Annotated in this window: 17 protein-coding genes; 14 read left to right on the top strand and 3 right to left on the bottom strand. The window is 46.2% G+C overall.

Annotation, left to right across the window (positions count from 1 at the left end):
* Nucleotides 1-150: 150 nt before the first annotated feature.
* From ACQQ6X_RS16085 to ACQQ6X_RS16075, 3 genes are all read left to right on the top strand, one after another.
* A complete protein-coding gene (locus tag ACQQ6X_RS16085) occupies nucleotides 151-663 on the top strand; it encodes an RDD family protein (protein ID WP_305166163.1) in 513 nt (170 codons plus the stop codon).
* A 305-nt stretch (nucleotides 664-968) separates the two neighbouring features.
* Nucleotides 969-2,936 (top strand): ATP-dependent DNA helicase, encoded by a 1,968-nt coding sequence (locus ACQQ6X_RS16080; protein ID WP_305166162.1) that lies wholly within the window; start codon nucleotides 969-971, stop codon nucleotides 2,934-2,936.
* Nucleotides 2,930-3,229, top strand: a complete 300-nt coding sequence (locus ACQQ6X_RS16075) for a DUF6509 family protein (protein ID WP_305166161.1) — start codon at nucleotides 2,930-2,932, stop codon at nucleotides 3,227-3,229. Before ACQQ6X_RS16080 ends, ACQQ6X_RS16075 begins: the two co-directional genes overlap by 7 nt.
* Nucleotides 3,230-3,343: 114 nt before the next feature.
* Here ACQQ6X_RS16075 and ACQQ6X_RS16070 read toward each other — a convergent pair whose 3' ends face one another.
* Nucleotides 3,344-3,706, bottom strand: coding sequence for a hypothetical protein (locus ACQQ6X_RS16070; RefSeq protein ID WP_305166160.1), 363 nt, complete (start codon nucleotides 3,704-3,706; stop codon nucleotides 3,344-3,346).
* A gap of 254 nt (nucleotides 3,707-3,960) precedes the next feature.
* Here ACQQ6X_RS16070 and ACQQ6X_RS16065 point away from each other — a divergent pair, with 254 nt between their 5' ends.
* The 3 genes from ACQQ6X_RS16065 (at nucleotide 3,961) to ACQQ6X_RS16055 (ending at nucleotide 8,969) form a co-directional block, all read left to right on the top strand.
* Entirely contained in the window at nucleotides 3,961-4,884 is a 924-nt protein-coding gene (locus ACQQ6X_RS16065; RefSeq protein ID WP_305166159.1) for a PLP-dependent cysteine synthase family protein, read from the top strand.
* A 2-nt stretch (nucleotides 4,885-4,886) separates the two neighbouring features.
* Nucleotides 4,887-6,017: a bifunctional cystathionine gamma-lyase/homocysteine desulfhydrase gene (locus ACQQ6X_RS16060; RefSeq protein ID WP_064797905.1), complete on the top strand. Its 1,131-nt coding sequence runs from the start codon at nucleotides 4,887-4,889 to the stop codon at nucleotides 6,015-6,017.
* A gap of 195 nt (nucleotides 6,018-6,212) precedes the next feature.
* Nucleotides 6,213-8,969, top strand: coding sequence for a PHB depolymerase family esterase (locus ACQQ6X_RS16055; RefSeq protein ID WP_305166158.1), 2,757 nt, complete (start codon nucleotides 6,213-6,215; stop codon nucleotides 8,967-8,969).
* A 140-nt stretch (nucleotides 8,970-9,109) separates the two neighbouring features.
* Here ACQQ6X_RS16055 and ACQQ6X_RS16050 read toward each other — a convergent pair whose 3' ends face one another.
* On the bottom strand, nucleotides 9,110-10,027 hold the full coding sequence (locus ACQQ6X_RS16050; RefSeq protein WP_305166157.1) for a hypothetical protein: 918 nt from the start codon (nucleotides 10,025-10,027) through the stop codon (nucleotides 9,110-9,112).
* Nucleotides 10,020-10,172 carry a hypothetical protein gene (locus tag ACQQ6X_RS16045; RefSeq protein ID WP_165147246.1) on the bottom strand — a complete coding sequence of 51 codons (153 nt, stop codon included), beginning with the start codon at nucleotides 10,170-10,172 and terminating at the stop codon, nucleotides 10,020-10,022. Before ACQQ6X_RS16045 ends, ACQQ6X_RS16050 begins: the two co-directional genes overlap by 8 nt.
* 301 nt (nucleotides 10,173-10,473) lie before the next feature.
* On the opposite strand from ACQQ6X_RS16045, the gene ACQQ6X_RS16040 reads away from it, so the two are divergent.
* The 8 genes from ACQQ6X_RS16040 (at nucleotide 10,474) to ACQQ6X_RS16005 (ending at nucleotide 24,976) form a co-directional block, all read left to right on the top strand.
* The gene (locus ACQQ6X_RS16040) at nucleotides 10,474-12,276 is read left to right on the top strand and encodes a vWA domain-containing protein (protein ID WP_305166156.1); all 1,803 of its coding nucleotides are present in this window, start codon (nucleotides 10,474-10,476) and stop codon (nucleotides 12,274-12,276) included.
* Between the two features lie 24 nt (nucleotides 12,277-12,300).
* Nucleotides 12,301-15,690, top strand: a complete 3,390-nt coding sequence (locus ACQQ6X_RS16035; protein ID WP_305166155.1) for a tubulin-like doman-containing protein — start codon at nucleotides 12,301-12,303, stop codon at nucleotides 15,688-15,690.
* A 3-nt stretch (nucleotides 15,691-15,693) separates the two neighbouring features.
* Nucleotides 15,694-18,060 carry a transcription initiation factor TFIID gene (locus tag ACQQ6X_RS16030; RefSeq protein ID WP_305166154.1) on the top strand — a complete coding sequence of 789 codons (2,367 nt, stop codon included), beginning with the start codon at nucleotides 15,694-15,696 and terminating at the stop codon, nucleotides 18,058-18,060.
* Between the two features lie 48 nt (nucleotides 18,061-18,108).
* Nucleotides 18,109-19,398, top strand: a complete 1,290-nt coding sequence (locus tag ACQQ6X_RS16025) for a vWA domain-containing protein (RefSeq protein WP_305166153.1) — start codon at nucleotides 18,109-18,111, stop codon at nucleotides 19,396-19,398.
* Between the two features lie 18 nt (nucleotides 19,399-19,416).
* Nucleotides 19,417-20,058 carry a beta-mannanase gene (locus tag ACQQ6X_RS16020; protein WP_305166152.1) on the top strand — a complete coding sequence of 214 codons (642 nt, stop codon included), beginning with the start codon at nucleotides 19,417-19,419 and terminating at the stop codon, nucleotides 20,056-20,058.
* Nucleotides 20,059-20,074: 16 nt separating this feature from the next.
* Nucleotides 20,075-21,340 (top strand): TRAFAC clade GTPase domain-containing protein, encoded by a 1,266-nt coding sequence (locus ACQQ6X_RS16015; RefSeq protein WP_305166151.1) that lies wholly within the window; start codon nucleotides 20,075-20,077, stop codon nucleotides 21,338-21,340.
* Nucleotides 21,337-24,285 carry a hypothetical protein gene (locus tag ACQQ6X_RS16010; protein ID WP_305166150.1) on the top strand — a complete coding sequence of 983 codons (2,949 nt, stop codon included), beginning with the start codon at nucleotides 21,337-21,339 and terminating at the stop codon, nucleotides 24,283-24,285. The genes ACQQ6X_RS16015 and ACQQ6X_RS16010 overlap by 4 nt, the downstream gene beginning before the upstream one ends.
* A 211-nt stretch (nucleotides 24,286-24,496) precedes the next feature.
* On the top strand, nucleotides 24,497-24,976 hold the full coding sequence (locus tag ACQQ6X_RS16005; RefSeq protein WP_305166149.1) for a MarR family winged helix-turn-helix transcriptional regulator: 480 nt from the start codon (nucleotides 24,497-24,499) through the stop codon (nucleotides 24,974-24,976).
* Nucleotides 24,977-25,053 lie beyond the last annotated feature (77 nt).

The following is a 25,053-nucleotide window of genomic DNA, read 5'->3' as shown; positions in this document are numbered from 1 at the left end:
AAATTTTCATTTTGATGCATGAAAATAGGTCCTTCTACTTGTTTATGAGTGTTTATTCGTAAATTGACAATTTAGGGAAGTGAGCCTATGATATCTCCTTGGGTAAAGGAATAAAATGGATTTTAACGAATGTAAAGGAGTTACATCATTATGACTGCAACAAGTGATAGCGTAAGAAAGATTTACGGAGGATTTTGGGTAAGAACGGCAGCGTTTATCATTGATCTGATTATTGTCTTTGCGATAGTTCTTTTGATTGGGGGGACATTTTCCATAATTCCAGTTCTTCTGGATATAGAGGAGACGGGTTTCATACTAGAATTTTTAATATGGATGCCGCTGGCTCTTTGGCTTGTGCTACCATGGCTATATTGTAGTTTCTTGGAATCATCGAAAGTACAGGCTACCCCGGGGAAACTTGTGTTTTCTCTAGTTGTAGTCAACAGCAAAGGAAACCGCCTAGGATTCTTACACGCGTCCGGACGGTACTGGATTAAAGTCATTTCTTTTATTCTTATTCATATTATTTACATTGTGGTCGCTTTTACGGCGAAAAAACAGGGAGTGCACGATCTATGTGCCAATACATTGGTTGTAAATAAAAAAGAGTTGCGACGATATGAGCAAGAATCGCCCTTGCCTTCAGTAGCTTCTAATCAGTAGCTTCTAATATGATAAATTAAAGAAATTGCCTGTTACAGAAGAGGGAATATTATTTAATATAAAGTGAATAATAAAAGACGATTGCTGGAACAAATTCCAGATTTGATGCAGCAAAAGTGAAAAAGAAGCCAGCCAGTGCTGAAAGCATTCGCTGGTTTCTTTGTTTTCTCATTATGTCATGAAAAAATTCCATTGTGACAAAATAAAAAATGTAAGTTATTCTTACAGTTTACATGTTCTTTTTAGCTTGTTTTGCGTTATAATGAAAGGATGCACATTATGAACGAATTGGAGGCACAGCCCGATTGACTACTTATCCTTTTGCCTTTGATCCGTCCAAGCCGTTTATTGAGCAGGCAAGTGACTGGATTGCAGATGTTTTTTATGAAGTTTTGCCTGAAGTCGGCTTCGAGGTTCGGGATGAACAAATTTATATGGCATTCCAGCTGGAACGTGCCTATAAGGAAAAAAAGACTATTTTTGCGGAAGCGGGTGTAGGTACTGGAAAAACGCTGGTATACCTGCTGTACGCTATTGCATATGCCCGATACACAAGAAAACCGGCGATTATCGCCTGTGCGGATGAATCATTGATTGAACAGCTGGTGAAGCCAGAAGGAGATATTGCCAAGCTGGCACAGCACTTAAGCTTGACGATTGATGCCCGATTGGGGAAGTCGCCGGATCAATATATTTGCCTGAACAAGCTGGATGAGGTGCGAAGCGGGTTGGACGAGGACGCGGATGTTTTCCGCGATATTTACCAGGGTCTGCCTGATTTTGTTCATTTTCCAGATACGCTACAGTCTTTCACTCCATATGGGAACCGGAAAGAGTATCCCGAGCTAACCGATGGACAGTGGAGCAGGCTTGGATGGGATGTATTCCAAGACTGTCTCGTTTGTCATCAGCGGCATCGTTGTGGACAAACATTGTCTCGCGATCATTACCGCAAAGCGGCAGATTTGGTCATCTGCTCTCATGACTTTTATATGGAGCATGTATGGACCTACGAAGCGAGAAAGCGCGAGGGTCAGCTGCCGTTGCTACCGGAGCACAGCTCTGTTGTGTTTGATGAAGGGCATTTGCTGGAGACAGCGGCACAAAATGCGCTTACTTACAAGCTTAAGCACACTCAATTTGAGTCTATTATTACCCGGCTGTTGGAGGGGGAAGTGCGGGAATCGCTGGCGATGACGATCGAAGATGCAATCTCCCAAAGCGAGGTTTTGTTTGCTGCGCTCGATAAGAACAGTCAGCCAGTACAGGGGTCTAATCGCAAGGAATTTATCCTGAATGAGTCGTTGATTCGGGAGGTGAACCGTTTTGGTGAACTGATCGGCACGATCGAGGAAGAGCTTGTGTTTGAAAGTGGGTTATTCTCGCTGGATGAGTATCAAGTCAAAATTGTAGAAGAGCATTTGGAAATGATTCAAACTGCTTTGGCCTTGTTTAAGCGTCCTGAACTTCTTATTTCATGGGTGACGGAGGATCAGGATGGATTAACGCTTGTGGTTATGCCGAAGATGGTAAAAGAGATTCTCAAAGAACGAGTATTTGCGCAGCGTATGCCAATCGTATTCTCTTCGGCAACACTTTCCGTGGAGGGCTCATTTGACTATATGGCGCAAAGCCTGGGCGTTGAAAACCCGCTCACGTTTTCCGTTGCTTCACCTTATGACTACAGCGATCAGATGCAAGTGGCACTGTACCCGCTGCAAGCAGGATATACTCCAATCCCGAGAGTGCTGACACTGCTGGAGAAATCACAGGGAAGAGCACTCATTCTGTTTCCTTCTCAGGAGGAACTGACAGCATTCCAAACGGGTCTCGCTGCTTACCCTGAGGCATCCGCCTATCGTTTTCTGTATGAAGGCTCGGCTGAAATCAGCCATTTGATCTCAGCTTTTCTGAATGATGAGGAAAGTGTATTGTGTGCTGTGACATTATGGGAAGGATTAGACATTCCAGGACCGTCCCTGTCGCATGTCATCATCTGGTCGCTGCCATTTCCTCCAAATGATCCAGTTTTTACAGCTCTGCGCAAGGATGCAGCAGATCCATTTGCTGAGATAGACATGCCCCACATGGCACTTAGGCTCAGACAGGGCATAGGGCGTCTAATCCGCTCGCGTAGTGATAAGGGCTGGATCTCGATCATGGGTCAGGACTTGACTCGTCCAGAGGTACGCACACAAGTTGAACAACTACTGCCTACAGGCGTAGAATGCACCGTAATTGAAGGGAATCCGGAGGGAATAAAGACATGTTGAATTTTACAGCCTATACAGTAGATCAAATTAAAGATGCTTTTGGTATTTTGAGTGGACAGCGTTATGAATTTATCATTGAGGTTGAGGTAGAGGAAGACGACGAGCTATACACTGAGAACGGGATATATATCCGCGCTCTTTATTTAGTTGACGAAGAAAGGACAGGACTGCTGAAGTATGAATTGTTAGAAAAAGTATCGGATCGTTACATCGAGCTTGAACTTGAAGATGATGAGCTGCAAGCAGTTGAAAACTTCTGTAAAGAACATGTACAGGATGAAGCAGTAAGTTAACAATAACGACACTTAACTAGTACACTAGATATTGTAACCTATAATGAGGATATCAAGGAGCCTTGGCATGATCGGGCTCCTTTTTTCTATGTCCAGTGAAGAATGTTAGCTGCTCTAGCGCAGTCTGTCCCATACATTCACCATAAATAGCATAACACCCGTCGCTAGTAATACCCACCCTATATCGACCCACATTCCAGCCTCTGCAATCGCGTAATTTTTACCTATAATCGCCAATATTAACATTGGCAGACTGATATTATGTATCCAAAAGTGGATACGTGCCAGAATCGTAACTGAAAGTGCGGGAAAGGCCACATAGATTAGACCTATGAGACCAAGAGTCGTCCAACCCAGCAAATGGATATGGGACTGAATAGGAGACAGGCTAGAATCACCCGACACGCCAATGATTACACTAAGCAGCACACCGAGGGCAAAATATACGGTAGCTATCTTTAAACATTGCTTACCCATAGATGACATCCTCCTATGTTAGAAATGGGCATTTTAAGAGATTATTCTCCATCATATCGAGGCAGGATATCTAGGGTGTGGGTGTTGTGGCGGGTCCATTTGACAAAAGCTTCAAATACACATAAAATCTTATTGCATCAATACTTACCGCATTACTATGTTTTTTGGAGAAGACAGCGAATTTCTCCGACAATGGGCGCTAATTTTTGACCGTTGGTTTATTTTGGATTCGCCATTAAAAGGAGCTTGAAATTATGAATGTATATCGCAATACCCTTGAACTCATCGGGCGTACGCCATTAGTGGAGCTGAATAGCTATTCTCTACCCAGAGGAATTCGCTTGTTCGCCAAGCTGGAGTTTATGAACCCCGGCGGTAGTGTAAAGGACCGCGTGGGAAAGGCACTCATTGAAAAAGCGTTAAAGACAGGTCAGTTGAAGCCGGGCGGGACTTTGATAGAAGCAACAGCAGGCAATGCAGGTATTGGTCTAGCGATGGCCGCGCTTCATTATAATATCTCGGTTATTTTTGCTGTGCCTGAGAAGTTCAGCCAAGAGAAACAGGATTTAATGAAGGCATTGGGAGCACGTATCGTTCATACCCCGACAAGTGAGGGGATGAAGGGAGCCATTGAAAAAACAAAGCAGTTGGCTGCTGAAATCAAAGATGCATACTTGCCGCAGCAATTTAGCAATCCTGATAATCCAGAGGCTTATTATACGACAATGGGACCTGAAATTTGGAACGATCTGGACGGTAAAGTCGACGTATTCGTGGCAGGAGCAGGCTCGGGAGGCACATTTATGGGCACCTCGCGTTATCTTAAGGAGCAAAATGCTGCCATTAAAACGGTCATCGTAGAGCCTGAAGGGTCCATTTTGAATGGTGGCGAGTCAGGTCCACATAAAACAGAAGGAATTGGCATGGAATTGATCCCTGAGTTTGTGGATAAAGGGTATTTTAATGCCATTCATACCATCAGCGATGTGGACGCATTCAATCGCGTCAAGGAATTGGCCGAACGTGAGGGAATTCTCGTGGGCAGTTCCTCCGGTTCAGCTCTGCATGCTGCTTTACTGGAAGTAGAGAGCGCACCGGATGGTGCCCATATTGTTACTATTTTCCCAGATAGCAGTGAACGTTATTTGAGCAAAAAAATATATGAAGGCGGGATATAAAAATGAAACGCAAAACAAAACTGATTCACGGTGGACTCCCTACCGATCCTCATACTGGCGCGGTTAACGTTCCTATTTATCAGGTAAGCACTTATGAGCAAGAGGAAATCGGGGTTCATAAAGGATACGAATATTCGCGTACAGGCAATCCGACCCGGTTTGCGCTGGAGGAGCTGATCAAGGAACTGGAGGAGGGCAAACGTGGTTTTGCTTTCGGTTCGGGGATGGCAGCAATTCATGCGGTATTTTCCTTGTTTAAAGCAGGGGATCATATTCTGCTGACTGACGATGTGTACGGTGGTACTTATCGTATTGTAAGCAAAGTGCTTAGTCGGATCGGGATTGAGTCCACATTTGTGGATACGACGGATTTGGAGGCTATCTCCAAAGCCATTCGTCCAAATACGAAGGCGTTGTATGTTGAAACACCAACGAACCCGCTGTTGAAAGTTACTGATATCCGTGCAGTTTCAGAGCTGGTGAAAAAGCATGAGCTTTTGTTGATTGTGGACAATACATTTGCGACTCCTTACTGGCAGACACCAATAACACTCGGGGCTGATATCGTCGTTCACTCTGCTACCAAATATCTGGGTGGACACAGTGATGTTGTAGCCGGTCTGGCTGTAGTCAACAGTGAAGAGCTGGGCGAGCAGCTTCATTTTCTGCAAAACGCCATTGGCGGTATTCTCGGTCCGCAGGATTCATGGTTATTGATCCGCGGTATCAAAACGTTAGGCCTGCGTATGGAAGCGATCGAGAAAAATGCAAACGAAATTGCAGCCTTTTTGGAAAAGCATCCGAAGGTTAGTAAGGTGTACTACCCTGGTTTGGAGAGCCATGCACAGCACGAGCTGTCCAAAACTCAAGCTGAAGGCTTTGGCGGCATCATCTCGTTTGATGTAGGTAGCGATGCCAACGCAGTTGCACTTCTAAAAAAAGTGAAGTATTTTACACTGGCTGAGAGCCTGGGAGCAGTTGAAAGTCTGATTAGCGTTCCGGCACGTATGACGCACGCCTCCATTCCGGCAGAACGTCGTGCAGAGCTTGGAATTACCGAAGGCTTGGTACGGATTTCAGTTGGAATTGAAGATCTGGAAGATTTGATCGAAGACTTGCAGTCAGCATTGTAAGAAAATAAGCATAATGATCAAGAGAGGTGGCAGAAGCTACCTCTTTTTTTGTTGTGTGAATTAGCTTCTTTTTTGGAAAGCACAGAGGAGTACGCTGAGGCAGTAACGAATAGTTTTATATAGTTCAATTGAATGTTAAACGGAATATAACGCAGCTACGTCTCTGAGGAAACAAAAACCTGGAGGGGGAATGTTATGAGGTTCACACATCTGGAAAAAGCAACTACTGTGCTGGCGGATCATCCGGTACGTCTGGCGTCTGCTTATGCAGTCGGTCCAGTCGAGCTTCCGGAAAATTGTGGTGTGGGCAGAGATTGGTCGAGTCATTTTACGCATGAGGAATGGAATTTGGAAAAGGCTTGTGGTGAAGATGGAATCGAGCTTTCAGCAGGAGGAAGGGCAGCGTGTCGATTATTGACCGAACTTGATCCTCGAACCTCCGAACTGAATCTAGGCGTTTTTCCGCCTTTGGCTGAACAAGAGAGACTTTTACTGGTTTCAAATCTACGTTGTATGACAGCACAGGAAGTGATTTTCAGACCGTTTGAAGGAACTGGGCAAATTTGGATAGATGGCATACTGGTATATGCAGAATCCGGTCCGTTTCGCTTGTATCTGGAGGAAGGTGATCACACAGTAGTTGTCATTGCTGCGTTTATTCCTGATGAGGCCCGCTCTATTCGTATCAGTGGAAATCAGGTATGCGATGAACCAGATTTGGTAGAACTGCATCGTGAATTTGTAGAGCGTAATATACGTAATCATATGTTTTGGTTAGAGGTTGAGAAAAGTGCTGGCAGAAAAGGGGAAGACAGCCCGATTTTATTTTATTTGCTGCGTAAGGATCGGATCCTTCTTCCCTCAGATCAAACGTTGTGGGTCGAAGTAACGAATGATGAGGGCATGAGGCTGGATCAGTTTCCAGCCAGTTGGGAGCAGGAACAAAGCTACGCTTGGGATGAGGAGAAGATCGGGAATACGGGAATGTTGCATTTCACCGTTACCTATCGGGATCATGAGGCCGTAGAGCATCATTTTGTGTATTCGGTACTTGTGCGGCCTTTGGCAGTCGTCGTGGAGGACTTGCAGGAAGAGTATGACCAATACATTCAAGCCTGCGCAAAAGATGTCCTTCATTCTGCGCAGAAAATACAAATAGAGGGTCTGCTTGAGGAATTAAACAGGTTAACGGATTTGCCGGAAGATCCTTTTGAAATCTGGGATTCCCGGGGTGTGCGTGAATATATCAAGCTATTAAAACAAATTTTTATACATGGACAGACCAAACATTCACAGCACCCCTCGTTACTTCAGAAAGAACACATTTTTTTGACGGCTGACGGCATTGGCGAAGGATTTTTTGTCTCCCGTTTGGACAATAGTTTACAACGGTATACAATCCAGCTTCCCAGCAACTACACGGCTGAGCGACGGTATCCTCTGATCGTTCTGATGCCTGGCAAGCGATATGAGCTGGGGCTGCCGGATTTTCAGAATAGAGGTTTTGGGCGCGGCTGGGAAGAGGAAGCTATATTTGTTACTTTTTCGTGTCGTGGCGTTACGTTGGGCAGTTATATTGGAGAAGCTGCTTTTTTAGAGGGGCTAGATGTCATACTGCAGGCGTATCAAGTGGATGAAGAACGCATCTATCTGACGGGTTACTCGAACGGTGCATATGCTGCCTGGGCGATGGCACAGGCTTATCCTTCTCGGTTTGCTGCTATTGCGGTTATCTCAGGGGCGCCACATCCCAAGCATCTGATAAATCTGTTGAATATGCCGATAATGGATGTGTGTGGGGATCAGGATTACTTGTTTGCCCAAGCTTACACAGCTCCTGTAACCGAGCTTTCATCGAACCATTTTAAAGGTGTGGTGGAGCGGCAGTCTAATCATTGGGATACGCATGAGTTAAGACTTTTGGACGGCATACTGGGTTGGCTCATGCAATGGAAAAGAGTTGCCGTACCTCAGCGTATTGCTTACCGGACAGAACGGGCCAGACATAATCGAGCTTACTGGCTGGAATTGATGCGAATAGATGAAAACGAGGAATATGCGGAATTGCACGGCGAAATGAGTTCCACAGGTGAATTGGATATCGAAGCTGTACACGCCGAAGAATTTGTGGTTCATCTCTCACAAGAGGACATGTCTCAAGAACTGGCCCAAGTTCGTATCGGAGCTCGCATTTTCATGTTGGATTTACGAGAATACAACCGCTTTCGCTTTGTTAAAACACAATCGCACAAACGCCCTTCACCTGAATACCGTTTGATCGCTGAACGGAAGGGAGAGAGCAACGAGAGCGCTACCAAAGAAGCGAATGCAGCTAAGGAAATTGGCGGTTTACAAAGCACAGGAAGAAATGATGTAAATCATGGTATGGGTGTGCTTGGTGTGTATATGGATCGACTTCATATCGTTCTGCCATCCAGCTATGCTACACCAGAGGAAGAACAGGCGATGAAACGAACGGCGAACGCCTTGGCTAGCCCGCGGACAGCGACCTGGAACCCGTACATCGGTGTTCATTATCCGGTAGTGTCTTCTAATGATATTTCGGAGAAAGCACTTGCTGATAGCAACGTGATTTGTATTACTTCAGGCTTGTCCAGACATGAGCTGCTTCAGAAGTATCAAGCTCATCTTCAAATTACATGTACCGAGGACGGGTATGCATGGGGTGATGATTTTACGGCAGGCGAGTACTGTTTGTCATATATTCAGTCTAGCCCATGGTCTGCAAACCAGCAAATGCTTGTGGTAGCGACCAATTCACCACGTATGCTGGGCAAAAATCTTTTTATGCGCAGACTGATTATGCCCGGATATTTTAATGGTCTGCATCCTTATCTGAATAAAGAGATTATTGTGTATGATAGCAAGGGAGTGCGTGCTTTTAACTTTACTTCCATTAGACATGCGCAGCAAAAACTGCAAGGTCAATGAAAGATGCAAGGGGTGTTATCATAATCCATATTAAAAAACCGTCCGGAGGCACATTGGCTGATCCTGACGGTTTTTTTGCTGGTTCATTGCAGTGATTTATTGACTGGCATACGTCATATATAAAAGGGCATTGTGACGGCTCAGCTTTTATACTGCTCCATCAGGTACATGATCTTCACTTCATCGGCCAAATCTCCAAAGGGTTCTAACGGATTCTCCTGGATGATATGATATAAACGTTGGATTCGTTCCTTTGGCAGCTTTCGAACATATCTGGAAATGAAAGCGGCATGGGTGATTACGTAGCGTTTTTTACGTACGGCGGCACTGGCTACGCGAACGAGAATATCTTCGCCCCCTGCCATCTCCAAAATACGGCGCTCATAAAAAACCACATATCGGAATGTCCGGTCCTTGATCAGCTCTCGATTGAGTCGGGCAACCTCTCCAATATATCTGACCATAAGAGGTTCAAAGCTTTTGATCAGAAGAGGATCGAGCGTTAATTCCATGTCCTTGCGGAGAACAAAAGATTGCAGCAAAGCGACCTGCTGCAGCCTTATCCGATCATTGTGAATGAGTACAGCAATCTCGCGTAGCATTTCATAACAGACACGCTCACTAAGCTGCCGCAGGGCAACCGCGTTTTTAAGATTTACGTTTAATCCCTCCTGGATCTGTTCGATACGGCCTCTGAATAGGCGGATAAGCTGCCTACGCTGTTCATAAGGAACAATGCGCTGTTGTAGAAGGATCAAGGGCAGTAGGAGAAGCGCACCGACGACACCGCACAGGAGCATTTGCTGTGGCGAGTGACCGAAAAAGACAGAAGTAGCCAGCAACGCGATGCCGACGGTAAGGTCTTTATGAAAATAACGTTTGGTTCTGAGTCTGGCATATTGCTCAACAGGAACCAGTGTATCCCGACCACATGATGTACATTTCTCTTCCCAAAGGGCGGTGAATTGTCCGCAGCGCTTGCAGACTCTCAGCTTTTGAAAGGCATGTTCTGTACGGGTAAAGGGGCGAAATTGCACAGCCTGCTTGGAACTATTCATTGTGCTCACTTCTCCGGTTCAGCAGTGCGAGAAGCTCGGTGTCGATTTGTGTAATCGACGGGGCGCGTTTTTTATGTATATAGTAAATTAGTGATTTAATGGCGACAAAAAGAAACATAATCGCCAGACATCCGTATGAGATCATAGCGTACTTCCTCTTTCTGTTTAGATTTTTTATGTTACTGATTTACATGAGCGGGTTTCGCTAGGGTTATTTTTGTCGTATAAAGGAGAAGGCTGGTGCCCGATTGCCCTTGTTGGGGTATAATTATATCATTACTGCAGGATATTGGTAAAATCTCGCGGTATGATAGGCTTTTTAGTCGCATTTAGGCCGCTCGGGCAGGATTTTCAGCTGGCGCTCATGTAAAACTCATTATAATTTAATAGTAGTGGAGTACAACTGTAATTTAGAATGAGAATTAATCGGCAAAGGGGTACAAGCGATGTTTAGTAGAGACAGAAAATGGTTTTTGGTCATCGGAATCATATGTACAATGATCATGGCCTCGATTTCGGCCTGGCAGCCACAGACGGCGAATGCCGCTTCACCCTCTGCTTCTAAAGTGGATGCGGTGCTGGTAGTCGATGTAAGTAATTCGATGAATACCAGTGATCCTGGGAAAATTGGCAACGAAGCCATGAAAATGTTTATTGATATGTTGTCAACGCAAAATGACAAGGTGGGGATTGTAGCCTATACGGATGTCGTACAGCGCGAGAAAGCCTTGCTTAATATTTCATCCGAAGCGGATAAGCAGGAACTGAAGACATTTATTGACGGGCTGAACCGGGGGGCGTATACTGACACCTCCGTAGGTGTTAAGGAAGCGATCCGCATTTTGCAGGATGGCAAAACAGCCGGACATGCGCCTATGATCGTTATGTTAGCTGACGGCAACAACGATTTTAACAAGACGACAGGCCGAACTGAAAGCCAATCCGCTCAGGATATGGCTCAGGCTGTAGCCGAGGCTAAAAAAAGCGGAGTGCCGATCTATACCATCGGTTTGAATGCAGATGGAAAGCTGAACAAAAATAAACTCGCCGACATCGCACAGCAAACGGGCGGCAAGTCCTTTATTACGAGCTCGGCGGACGACCTGCCGAACATTTTGAGTGAAATTTTCGCCAGCAATCTAAAATTGAAAGTGGTACCTTTGCAATCCATTACGGCTAACGGCGACTATCAGGACGTTACAGTAACCGTACCAAACGATAGCGTGCTGGAAGCTAACATTTCGATCATGTCCTCGAAACCGGTGGACGCGAGACTAATAGACCCATCGGGCAACACGAAGTCGATTCCTTCAAGCGATGTACTGCTGTCCAAGTCCAAAAGCTACTCGCTGATTAAATTGCTCAAGCCTGTGGCTGGCGACTGGAAGCTTCAAGTCAAGGGAGTGCAGCAGGATAAGATTGATATTAATCTGGTATTTAACTATGATTTGGAATTGAAGCTGGACGCCCTGCCTGCTCAATCATATAAAAAAGGTGACACGGTTCAAATTCGTTCCTATCTGACGAGCAATAACCAGCCGTATCAGGACCAGGAACTGTATGCGAATATGAATGCGGTTCTGAAGGTCAAGGACCTTGATACCGGTGCAACGAATGAAGTGCCCTTAGCTAACGCAGGCGATGCTTTTACCGGCTCCTATAAGGTTCCGGATGAGCATGACTATGAACTAACCGTCAGAGCGGAGGAGAAAAGCTTTTACCGTGAAACGCAGCCTGTAACCATCAGTGCCAAAGCGGGGGCGACGAGCGGTACGAATACTGGGACAACTCAGCCTACGACATCTGCTGAGAAGTCTAAGCTGCTGCCACTCATTCTTTTAGGGGTGGGACTGCTCGTTTTGCTGGTGGCGGCATATTTCATCTGGAAGGCTGTCAAAAAAGCCAATCGTGGCTTTGTCGGCCAGATCGTACTGGAAATCCGGGATGAAAATACCGGCGAAAAGACATACCCGCAGTATAAGAGGTTGAACACCTTCCGGGGCAAATTCAATTTACACCAGTTGCTGCAACTGGCGCCAGAATTTGCTGGAACCGATAAGGTCGTGTTCACGCCAGCGAATCAGGATCGTATTGTGGTGCGCAGTACCCCAGAGATTACGATTGAAAAATCCGGACGTGCTGTAGACACAGGCAACGGTCTTGAACTGAAAAATGGTGATCGTCTCACGATCCCGCTGGCAAGTGTGGACAAAACCATTTTACTGGAATTTATTTCAGTAAACAGCTAAACGAACCCTTAGGAGGTCATATCTATGAAACCAGTAGTTAGAGAGCATATCCAACAATTAGACGTATCACTCGGCGGAGGGATCGTAAGCGATAAGATCAGAGTAGACACCATCGATAATCCTATTTTAATTATCGGACTTGGAGGAACGGGGATTGATGCCCTTCTCCGCTTGAAATATCAAATCAATCGCAGATTTAAGCTGCCTGCAGATCCGATTTCCAAGAAAAAAAGCGAGAAGCCGGATAATGTGGAATTTCTCGCTTTTGAAACGAATGAACAAGACCGCAACAAAAAATACAAAGGGATTGGCTTGGACCCCATCAATGAGTTTGTGTTGCTGTCCAACGCGGAAATCGGTGGATTGCTGCAAAACCGCAGCATTTTAGAGCCGTATATCACTGACTGGTTGTCTCCCGAACTAAGCATTACCGATGGTATGAACGGGGCGGCAGGGGTACGTCAGGCAGGACGTTTGCTATTATTCACCAAAATCAATCAGGTCGTACAAAGTATTGACAAAAAAATCAAAACTCTATCTGAAGGCACCAACAAGAAGCTCATGGTGTTTTTGCTGTCTGGTTTGTCCGGCGGTACAGGAAGCGGTACTTTCCTCGATATCTCCTATATCGTCCGAGGTATTATAGAGCGCGACTACGGTTCCGCAGGTGTAGACCGTGTAAATACACTGGGCTATCTGTTTACGCCGGATATTAATCTGGCGAATAAAAGCCTGAGCGAGCATACGCGTGAATATATTAAAAAGAATGGCTATGCTGCACTGAAAGAGCTCGACTACTGGATGAATGTGGACAGTCGTGGTGAACGCTTTAAGCAACAGTACGGCAACATTTTGACTGTTAACTCGCCGTTGCCGCCGTTTAATCTGTGTCACCTTATTTCGGCTACGAATACGGAAGGCAAGTTGCTGGAAAATGCTTATGATTACTGCATGAATGTCACCGCCGAGAACATCACCAACTTTATGGCGAGTGAGGAAAAACAGTCGGGCGAAGAGTTCGCCATTCACGACTATATCAGCAACATTCGTACCAATATCGCGCAAATGAATAAGGCGTATCCAGCAAACTACGATTACAATATTATCGGAGCTTCCTCGGCAGTGCTGCCGATGGAGGAAATGACGACATATCTGGCATACCGGATGTTTGGTAAAATGTCCAAAATGTTTGAGCAAGCGCCAAATCAGGAGGATGTAGAGAAGTTTGCCCGCAAGCTGGGCGTGGATCTGGATAGCATGATCAAAAACTTTGAATCCCGTGTACCTGAGCCGCTTCCGGGCTTTGAAAACAGTGAACGATTAAGTTATAACAATGTGGTTAAGATGCAAGTAGTCAATATGGATACCGAACTGGAGCAAACATTCCTGACCCGTGCCCGTGAAGAGTATATTAAAGCGAAGAAACAGCTTCCTGGCGAAATTGTAGGACAGTTTACGGATCAAATCCGCCGTATGTTCCTGCATCCTGAGCAAGGGCCGTTTTATGTATCCCGCATGATTTATACTGAAAAAGGGTTTAGCTTGCTGAAAATGCTGCTTTCCTATGTTGAAACGCTGCGAGAATCACTGCACCGTATTCCAACAGATATTGAATGGGCGCGTGAGCAGGCGAACGAGAAGCTGGGTGATGCCAAGAGCGCATTTGTATCCAAGGATAAAAAGAAAAATGCTTATATTGAAGCGAAAATCAACGAATATTGGCTGCGAGCTGATGTGGAACGTACAGAGCAGCTTATTGAATTTTATGAAGACCTGTATGACCTGCTAAACAAAGAAAATAACCGCATTTATAATGTATTTACTGAAATTTTGAATGCATTGAGTGCCATTTTTGAGAAGAATGGTGATCTGCTGATTAACGGCGAGGAACAGTCCGATCACAAAGGCAACAAAACGTATTATTGGAATTTGGTAAGTGTTCCGGATATTTCAGAAGTTGTAACCAAGCTGCTGGATAACCGCAATGGTGACGATTTGATTCGTGATTTTGCCCAAGAATTGCTGGAAAATTCAGATCAATGGGTAAAAGATCAGGATATGGACATCATCAGCTCGATCTCCAATTTCTTGACTGAAAAATTCGGGGATCTCATTACCCGTTCCATGGAGGATTTCCTGGTCATGAAGTACGGGCAGGACGAAGCGATCGAAAAATTTGTGGAGCGCTACATTGCAAGCAAGCTGGATGAGGAGGCTGTACCTGTCTTCCATCTGAGTAACAGTTCTGGAAATTTGTACTTCCCTTCATGGGGATTCGTATCGGTACCTGTACAGTCGCCTAATATCCTGAAAGGTGTTCGCAATTATCAAAATAATGCCATTGGCAAATCGCACTTTACTATTAAAGAAAGTGAAGTCCGTAACCGGATTTTCTGGCTCAATACGCGTAATGGTGTTCCTCTGTTTGTATATACGCCGCTCAAAGTGTATGAAGAGAGCTATGAGAAAACCATTCTTGACCGTGAAGGTATTGGCCGACATCTGGTGCAGACAGGTCAGAACAACTGGACGAATCTGCCGTCGCCGATTCCTGAAAAGTCATGGGGAGAAACTTACGTCAATTCGCGTGTGCAAGCCCACAATGCACGTATCCGTAAGGATTTCGACCAGGCCAAGGCACTCGGCGTGATCCGGGAGAAGGATGTCGATCAGAATACAAGCAGCCGCTTTACAGTTATTCGCTCACAAGCACTAGATTTGAATGCGCTGCTGGCAGGCTACGATATGCGCCTGCAGGAATCCAAGCCAAATTTAGGTGAGGTGAAAAGAGCATGGTCTGAGCTGAAGCGTCTACTGGCTGAAGGGCTGGAGCAGACCGGAAGCAAGGACATCTTTGGCAGCATTAATGAAGAGATGGCGAAGGAAAACCTGATCCGTTCACCGGAGTTAACGCAGGTGGTTCGTGATGAACTGGCGAAATATATACAAATCGAAGCCAAAGCCGCTGAACTGGAAGCATTGCTGAGCAAATATCAGGATGAAGAAAAATGGTTGGATCAGTTCATTCAGGCTCTTTATACAGACACAATTACGAAAAAAGGTGCTTTATACGTCTATGATCGTGACGAAGAGGAAGAGGCTTGGGAGCCGTTTGCCAACGTCATGAAGAGCCGCAATTATGTGGAGTTTGAAGTATTCACAAACTTCCGTGGTTTGGAAGAAAAGAAATTTGCAGCTCTAATGCGCAAAGCGGATCGCCGTGATGCTGTATTGACTTCATCTGAGGACATTACACCACTGCTGGCAAAGTTGGATGAACTGGCTGCCACTTACACAGAGGCCCGTAATCAATTGGAATATGAAAAGGTGGAGCTGGCTAATGGAGCGGAGCTTTATGCATTTTACGCTCAAATGGCTGGAAAATTAAACGACATCCGCAGAAAGTTGAAGTAAAGTATGAGAGAGCAGCTGTTACGTTATGCGGCTGACTATGCAGCCGCAGAGGACCAATTAATCGGAAGCGGGGATGGACGCAGCAGCATCCATTTCCCGTCCGTGTTTCTTTTTATCGGCGATCACATGAGCCCGGTGATGAACACAATTGCAGATATCAACCGGACGAAGTGGGATAACAGCACGGGAGTAACCTATATTCAGATTTGCTCGCAGGAAGAGCATGCGGCTGTAGACCGTTCGGTAGATGCCATTGTTCATACGGTAGCTGTACCGGAAGAAAGTAGCCACCAAACGTTGCGCCGTGACCTGCATCAGGCTTTTTATACACATGAATCGAAGCTAATTGAACTTAACACCGCGTTGCGCCGGGCTAGTGGGCATCTAGCGGATTACGGACGGTTGTATTCCTCGTTTGAGCGTGTACATTTGTCGATCTTGACAACAGCGGATGATCCCATGAACGTATTAATTCCTGAAATTACGCTGCTGGCAGAGTATATTTTTGCCCAATCTTTTAAATCAGTACAAATGGATCTGTATGTGTTGATGAGCGAAAGCGATCAGGCTGCCCAATTCGGCTACCGGAGTGCAACGTCTGTTGCTTTTATGCGGGAGTTGGACTATATCCAAAGCCCATCCTATACGTTTACAGCACCGCTTCATATGACCGAGGACAAATTGACCATCCCGGTATCTCATGCTCCATCTCCGTTATTTGATCTTGTCTATGTGCTGTCCGACAAGAATGAGCGAGGCGTAACGGTGCCGAATAGTCTGCGCGAGAGTTGTGATATTATTTGTCACATTCAACTTCTTAAAAATCGTTATCAAGCAGGGGATTCCTATCGGTCACAGGATGGGGGCTACAATAATACATCGTTTAAGAACAACATCATGACGGAATCCGGGCGGCAGGGTTATGTGTCGGCCGGATTTTCCCGGGTTAACCGCCCTAATCAGTCGATTGCGCTTACGGTGTTGTATCACTTTTATGTGAAGCTGCTAGAGCGTATGAGAACAGAGCAGGATTGGGACATACGCGATAAGCTGAATTATTTTGGTTTAGATGCTGCTGAACGCGGCCGTACGCGAAATGATCTAGTACCTAGCAATGAAGCGATCATGGACATGAGCGCACTAATGACGAGCGGAGCCAGCTACGGCTCGGTGAAACGAATGTCATTACGTGAGGCAGAGGAAGCCTTGTTTGGTCAGGGGTGCGAAGCCTTTTTCCGCGATAACTGTGAACGGATCGTACATAAGCGCTTGGGAGATTTTCAGGCGGATTTGCGTTTGCAGATGGCTGTGAACGCAGCTGCTAAGGAACATCCTCATATCGGCTTTTTCGAGCTGACAGATTGGACGGATGAAAATCAAACAGGGAATGTGCTTACGGCGGTTCGGGGAATGATTCGTGATACGTCCAATGATTTGCAGATCAGTGCGGCCGAACTGGATACGCTGTATAGCGGGCGAGTAGAGGATCAGCCTTTTCAACGACTGCCACTCATGGATAAGCATAATGTGCGCAGCTTGATCCGTTACCTGACTGAGACAGTCTACGGGCATAAAATGCACATGCTGCGGATTCAAGTGGACTTGGAGCTACTTCGCCGTTATGAAAGGGCACTGGAAAAATGGCATGCACAGGCGAAGCATATTACAGTACAGCTTGCCAACCTGGAGCGTGAATTGCATCAAGCTGCAACGGACAGTATTCGGCAGGCTGACAGTTACACAGGTCAAAACTTGTTTGAGTATTATGAGCGTGTGACGGAGGATGTCATGCGTGAGTTGGAAAGCAAGCGGGGAAAATCTATATTCTTTGACGATCGGCATATGGGACCTGTATCTGGGTTGCTGGATGGAGGTCTGTCCGTGCTAGTAGATAGACTTACACAGACCTGTCGTACCCTGATTCTCAGCTCACAGCCATTTAATCAGACATTCGAAGAAGAATTATTACGTCGTGCGAATGTAGCTGCTGCATATGAAAATCGACTGGTTGTTCCCAAGGAAGAGCTGTTTAAAAAACTGTATCAAACGTTAGAAGAGCATGGCGGAATTAATGTACGTTTGCTCGACTATACCCATGAGCATCGGTATGAAGAAAAGTATTTCTTTGGTGACTACGAAGGCGAATTTCTTCCTTATGCGATGGACGTGGACATTACTTCGCGAATTTACAAGCTGGGTTTTGTACATGAGCGTCGCAGCAGCGGGGTGGAAAAACTGCATTTGATGGGCGGCTTCCATCTGGAGGATCTGATGGTTTACCGCAACGGCAAAACGTATTATGAGACATATACTGCGAACGGTTTCGTGTTTCATGGAATCGACGTGGAACGGTTGCCGGAATTGCGGTAGCCACGTATTTATATCCTACTTTAATGATGGAAGGAAGCAACGAATCTTATGAAGCAACGTAAATTTAACGTTCTCCTATTGGTGTTCGGCTTGCTGGGCGCTGTAGTAGGCTTCATCTTGGGAGAACTTATTCTTCACAAATTGATAGGCCACTGGCCGCATATCATCGTGGTCGGGCTGTATTTTGGTATCATGGCGCTGTGCATAGGTCTAGGCTGCCTTATTGGCGAATTGATTTCGCCACAGCTAAATGGACATTCATGGCGACAACGATACTCCGGATTGTCCTGGAAATTACTAGTGCCTGCTACACTCGTCATGTTGTTCGTGGCAGGTCTGCTATTGGAACTGGGTTATCAAGTTAACCCTGAAGGGCGCAAGAGTGTACAGGACCTCGTGCTTGTGATTGATAATTCCGGGAGTATGCAGCAAACAGATCCTGATAATGAACGCCTAACGGCTGCCAAGAGTCTAATCGGACAAATGGATGGAGACAAGCGCGTAGCCATAGTTTCATTTGAATCTACTGCGCAGTTGGTGCAGCCATTTACTCCCGTTGGCACAGATGCAGAGAAACAAGCGGTTTATTCGAAAATCGATAGTATGCAGACTATAATGTCAGCCGGTACAGACATTGGGCTTGCTTTGGACGAGACGATCAAGGAGATTGAAACCCAAGGCAATGCGGAAAAAGGTTCGCTCGTTATTATGCTCTCTGACGGTTTTAGCGAACTCGATACGCAGACCGCATTGGCTCCGTACATTGCCCGCCAGATTCCGATCAATACAATCGGGCTGAAACTGGCAGAATCGGATGGTATAGCCTTATTACAAAATATTGCGAACCTAACGGGCGGAACTTATTCTAATGTAGCCAATGCCCAAGGACTTACGCAGGCGTTTGGTAAAATATATGACAAAATCGGGGATCGCACGCTGGTAACAGAGCGAACAGGTGAGTATGCCGACAGTCTGTATTTTGCCATTTATCGAGTAACGGCTTTGGTTATTATCGGAGTTCTATTGGGATTGGCACTTGGGCTGATGTTCGATAATCGTTTTCTCGCGCGGAATTTCGCAATTGGTGGAGTTCCAGCCGGCCTGCTTGCTGGTTTGATTTTGGAAAAGGGGTTGTCAGGCTCCCCTATAGGTGACTTGATGATTCGTTTGTTAGCAGCGCTCGTACTGGCAGCTCTTATTGCTGTCTTTTCACTTGTTCTGCCGATTGCGGAAAATACTCGCCGATCTTCAGGTGGTGGGTGCCAAGGTGGGCCATCAGGCCAACGGAGAGGAGCACCGGAAGGACCGACGCGCAATCGACGAAGCAGTGGATTTTAGAACGGGAGGCTGGAAATTATGCAGTATAGGGATGCACAGCCCGGTGATCCTGTTATTTCGGAGCTGAGCTACAAAATTGACGACAACCGGGTTGTGTTACGCTGGCAGTGGCCTGAAGGCGTAGCCGTGGTGTATATTGCCAAACAATCAGCCGATGCAGGCGTGAACGAGCATAGTGAAGCGTCGATTTCTGACCTAAAGCTTTTTACACGCGAGGAATACAAGGCTGCTGGTAGCTATCGTGACCGGATTGAAGGTATTGGACGTGTGCGGTATACCGTGTATCCGGCTGTTCGGGAGGATGGTGACACCTTTGTAATCCGTCAGCAAGACGGAGCCAACCAGCTGGAGTTAAGTACGGGGAGGGCTAAAATCAAATATGCGGTTCACCATAAAAAGAGCTGGTTTCGCAGCCGCAAAACAGTCCAGATTCAGGTGACAGCCGAAGTCCCTGTTCCGCAGGAGGCGCTCTGCTACGTGAAGAAGCGAGGTGGCTATCCGGTAGACCGAGACGATGGAACCTTGTATCCGTTCACCGCACCCTTTGCCGCAGGACGGAATGTTTTACCCGCTATTGAAGTGGGGGGAGATGAATATGTGCGGCTGTTTTTTACGGACGGTCAGAAGTATGGCACGATTTATGAATTAGTCCCTGAATGAAAGGAGGCCACAACCGATGAGTTTTCTTAGCAATTTATTTAGAAGAAAGCCACAGGGCGAACCACGGCCCTTATTCTACGATATTGTATGCCCTTATTGCTTTAGTAAATTTTCCCCGGAGGAAGTGGTATTCCGTGCTTCTCATCACCGTGAAGATGATGAGGATTACGCTTTGGGTGAAGATGAGCTGTTGAACAAATATCGGGAGCGTTTTGGCTTGGACAGTGTACATGATATGGAGGCAATTCTTCATCCCCATGATGTACCTGAGGAACATCGTTTGTATTCAGATCACGTGCTGACAGGTCTGACGGACCGTTATGGTGAGCTGACACGTCACCGACTGTGTCCACACTGCCATAACGAGCTGCCTGTGACTGCTGGCAAGGTACCGAGCAATATCATTTCGATTATTGGAGCTTCGCAAGCAGGGAAATCTGTCTATATGACCTCGCTGATTCACACGCTTCAGCATGTGACGGCCGATCATTTTGACGCAGCTTGCATGCCGCTCAATGCAGAGATCAGCCGCAAGTTCCGCACTATGTATGAGGAACCACTTTTTGAACGAGGCGATCTGCTTACATCGACGCAAAAAGAAAAGATGCAGGAGCCTTTTATTTTCCAGTTTGTATTTAAGGATGAGGAAAAGCCACCGTTGACACTGGTATTTTTTGATGTGGCCGGTGAGGGGATGGTCGATCAGGACTATCTGGGACTGCACGGGCAGCATATTAAGAATTCTGCGGGTATTCTGTTCATGGTCGATCCCCTGCAAATTCGTTCTATCCGGGAACGGATCAAGATTAATCTTGGCGATAAGCCTGGTGAATTTGTCTCGCAATATGATGAACCGCGTGATGTCGTACTTACGATGTTCGGTGACTTTATTGCATACCAGGAGAAAGGCAAGACGGACATTCCAACCGCTGTGGTCCTGACCAAAAGCGATATGCTTACAGCGTTGGCAGATGAAGAAGGCACATATATCAAGACAAACAGCAATATTTTTAATCCAATGGAACATCGCAAATACATGGATTTGGATGAGTTCGCCAACATCGATGGCGAAGTTCGGCGCTTTATCGAGAAGGTGGATAAGCCGTTCAAGGGCACGATGGATGTATATTTTACAGATACGGCCTATTTCGCGGTTTCCGCTTTGGGCAGCAATCCGGTGGACCAAAAGCTGCAAGGGTTGGTGAGTCCGATTCGTGTAGATGAGCCATTCATCTGGCTACTCTATAAGTTGAAGTACATTGAGGGGAGAGAATCACAGTGAGTTTATCTACCTCTCATATGATACAGCAGCAGATGTACACACGGGAACGGCGCGGTATTTTTCGTTCTACGGAAGGCTTCGATACAGTAGCTAATTCCAAAGGACTGGATGCATCGTTTATTAAAAAGGTGCTGCATCCTTTATGTGTGTATGATGCGCCTGCTGCTCTGACGGCACGTGGCGAGAAGCAGGAGAGTGTCTATCCGGAAGCTTTACATCTGGTACGGACGGAGTCCGGGGATGTAGTGCTTGGGCGCAGTATTTATAAAGCAGCGGATTTCACTGGATTGCGGAGTGCCTTTTTTACGCACAACTATGTGATTCCGGCCGGACATGGTGAGTCTCCATCTGATTATAAGCAGTGGTTGAACACCTCGTTTGTCGATACCTACGATATTGAGCAGGGAACCGAATTACCGGAATTAGAGCGTCTACCAGGTGGAAGTGTATTTCCAGCTGTTGATCCGTCTGCAGTGCTGGCTCAATTGCAGTTGAGCGAAGACGTATTCAAGCAGCTTTTATACGCAGTCATGATGTCAGCCACGGGGCGCAAAAAGGTATATGTAGCGCTGAATGTTCCAGCAGAAGCGGTAGGATCGTCAGCCAAGCAGCTGCTGGGTGTGTTGTATGCGGCACTGCCTTATGCATTTCGCAACAGGCTCGGATTTCTTACATATGCGCAGGAACCGAACAGCAGAAAAGGTATTCACTTAATGTTCGTGGAGCCTTTCAGTCTACGTCCCGGTGATCGGAATGTGGAAAAGGACTTTGTATTTGACCTGTCTAATCATAGTCGAATACTTAATGTGGATGCAGAGCAGGTGAAACAGCCGTATTTTGACTGGATTGTTCATACACTGCTGAATGGCGGGTCACCGGACGATTTTCTTAAATTTGCCGAGCAAATGCTGACAGGCATGGAGGCAGGGCGTGAACTCATGCCTTCCAGCTATCATGAACTCATTACGCTGTATAGAATTGAGCAGGGAGAGCGCTCATTATACAACGAGCAACGGATCGCTGTGTTACGAAGCTTGACTGATTATTTATCACCATCCGATGCGCTGCCACGAAAAATGCGGCTCAATGATCTGTTCCTGTCCTTTTTTGACCATGAGTTTGATCGGGTGAAGGATGGACACATTCCAGAGGTAGGACTGGTTGATTGCTTCAAAGACTATTACAAAGTTCATGCACGCAGCAGCGAAAATCGGTTAGTGGAGTATTTAATCCGTTCACTAAACAACGCTTATTCCGCCAGGAATACGGAAGCAGTCACGTATATTTATCATACGATTGAAGAGAATCCGTCATTAGGTAAGGCCTATTTTACGAAAGTACTGGGCAATCCGGCACTTACCAAAATGCTGTTCATTCCCTATATGGACAGTCAGATGAAAAGAACGACTGATGTCAAGGGCTTGCTGGCCGTGGTGCATGAATGGGGCAGTCGGTATATCGAAGTGTCGTCGAATGCCGATTTTCAGCTTTTAGCCGAATCTGCGCTGATGGGCAAGCTGCGTGCTGAGAGAAAGCCGGTAGAGGCTGTAGCTGCCATTCACCAGCGCATGCGTCAATGGGACAGTAGTTCTGTCGTAGGCACATTGTCTCCGCTAGAGCAATCCGGATTGACAGAGCGCTTGAAGGAAGCATCGGATCGGTATTTGCTCACAGAAGTAGAGCTAAAAGAAATATCACCCGATCAGGTCGTACAGATTCCGTTTTTTACACGGTCCGATTTGGTACAGTGGGTTGGGAAGTTGCCTGCTCCTCTCAAGGGACAAGCAGTGCGGTTGATTGCGGCTTATGATTGGTTTAACACAGAAGACCCGGAACCATCGGTGCTGGACGGTCTGGAGCCAGGCGAAGTCGAAAAAGTACAGGATTGGGCTTACAGTTGGCTGCCCCAGCAGCTTGCAGAAGGCCATTTTGCCCGTCTGTTGCCAGCTTTCTATCGTTTTGATGAATCAGGAGAAGGAATAATGGATTTTGCCCGCCTGGTCAGTTCGATTCGCAAATGGGCGAAGGATAACGATACGATGTACCGCTTTATCCGCTGGTCGGAGGAGCACCCTGAGTTTTCTACTCCACGTGGCGGTTTTGAACCAGCCTATCGGCGTGCGTTGCTCTTATTCTTCCAAAAGGAAGGGCGAGAGGGGCTGCATAAAAAAACGCTGTGGCGCCAATATTTTGAACCAGCTAAGCCTGTTTTTAAAAATTTCTATCAGGCAGTAAAGCGTGAGACAGACACGCCATTGGTCAAAACGCTTCGTCGTTTTCGCAAGGGCGGGGTCATTTCTGGAATTGTACTGATTGTTATTGCAGGTACGCTAGGCGGCCTGAAAGCTACTGGGGTCATTGGATCTGTTGACACGCCTACGCCTGCCGCTGCTCCAAAACCTGTGCAACAGCCTGTAGCGCCTACAGTGCCCGTAAAAGAGGAGCCTACGGCGATCGTGACCCATATACCTAACACCAAGTCTACTACAAAAATGGTCAAGCTGTTGTTTGCGTTTCAAACACCGGCAGAGCAGGCAGAATTTAAACCCAAAAAACTCGTCATTATCGGCGCGGATCAACAGGAGCACTCATACGAAAATTTTACGCTTGCTGAGCAGAACGATAAGGAAGCAGCAAGTAAAGCTAACAATGGTTCGTCCGGTAACGTTAACACTGAGGGCGCTACCACCAAAAGCAAGACAGCAGACAAAGAGTCCACAGACGGTGGTTCCACAACTCAGAGTATTACAGCCAGTGGAAAAAGCACGGATCAGACTGGGGCGGTGACGGACAATACGGATCAAGGCACAACGGAATATGACCTCGACAAGTATCCTTATCGTACGCTGTTGACCATTTGGCAACGGCTGGAGCTGAATGATGCTAGCACGGTTACTGTAGATGGAAAAGATTATCCGCTGGTTCAAGTCAAGGCTGCGAACTAAGCAACTATAAAACGGCAAAAGACGAGTTCCTTCCCGGGCTCGTCTTTTGTTATATATTCATTTCTATATAGAATGTATTTGTAAATTTAAAATTCACTGGACATCAGTAGATGATCATTTTATGAAAGTATTGACACCAAATAGACAACTGATTAAAATTAGTTGGAATTCAAACTATTAAAATTCGGTAGAAATGGAGGTTAGCAGTGAAATGGGAAGTGAAGTGTATCCCGTTTGTCTTCCTTGGGAGGAAGAAAGCACGATGTATTTAATTAAATGGATTTTTACCACCGTCCGGCGTGAGATTGAAACCGCACTCCGTCCTTTGGGGCTTACCTCCCCGCAATCGCAGACGCTCTACATACTGGCGATGTCGCCCGGAATCACCAATACGGATTTGGAAAAGCTGTTGCTCATTGATAAATCAAGCGTTACCAGCCTAATTAACGGGATTGTCAAGAAAAACTGGGCAGTACGCCAATGTCACCCGGAAGACGCGCGAATGAAGCAAATCTATTTGACCAAGGAAGGCTTGGAGATTCACAAGGTAGCTGAACGTACCATTGAGCAAATCAAAAGCTCTGTAGGTAAAACATTAACTGCCCAAGAATCAGAAGCTCTGCGCGGTTTGCTCAAAAAAATTCTTCATGATTACCATGCTGCAAATGCTTACGTTGAAGCAGATAAATAGAAAAATTTTGTTCGGATAGGGGTATCCATAGACTATAAAATGTCACCTAGATAAGATATGTAGGAGAGGGAGAAACC

This window comes from Paenibacillus ottowii (assembly GCF_050516475.1).
GTDB lineage: Bacteria > Bacillota > Bacilli > Paenibacillales > Paenibacillaceae > Paenibacillus > Paenibacillus ottowii.
The sequence above is the reverse complement of the archived record's forward strand: the minus strand, read 5'-3'. Positions and strand labels throughout refer to the sequence as shown.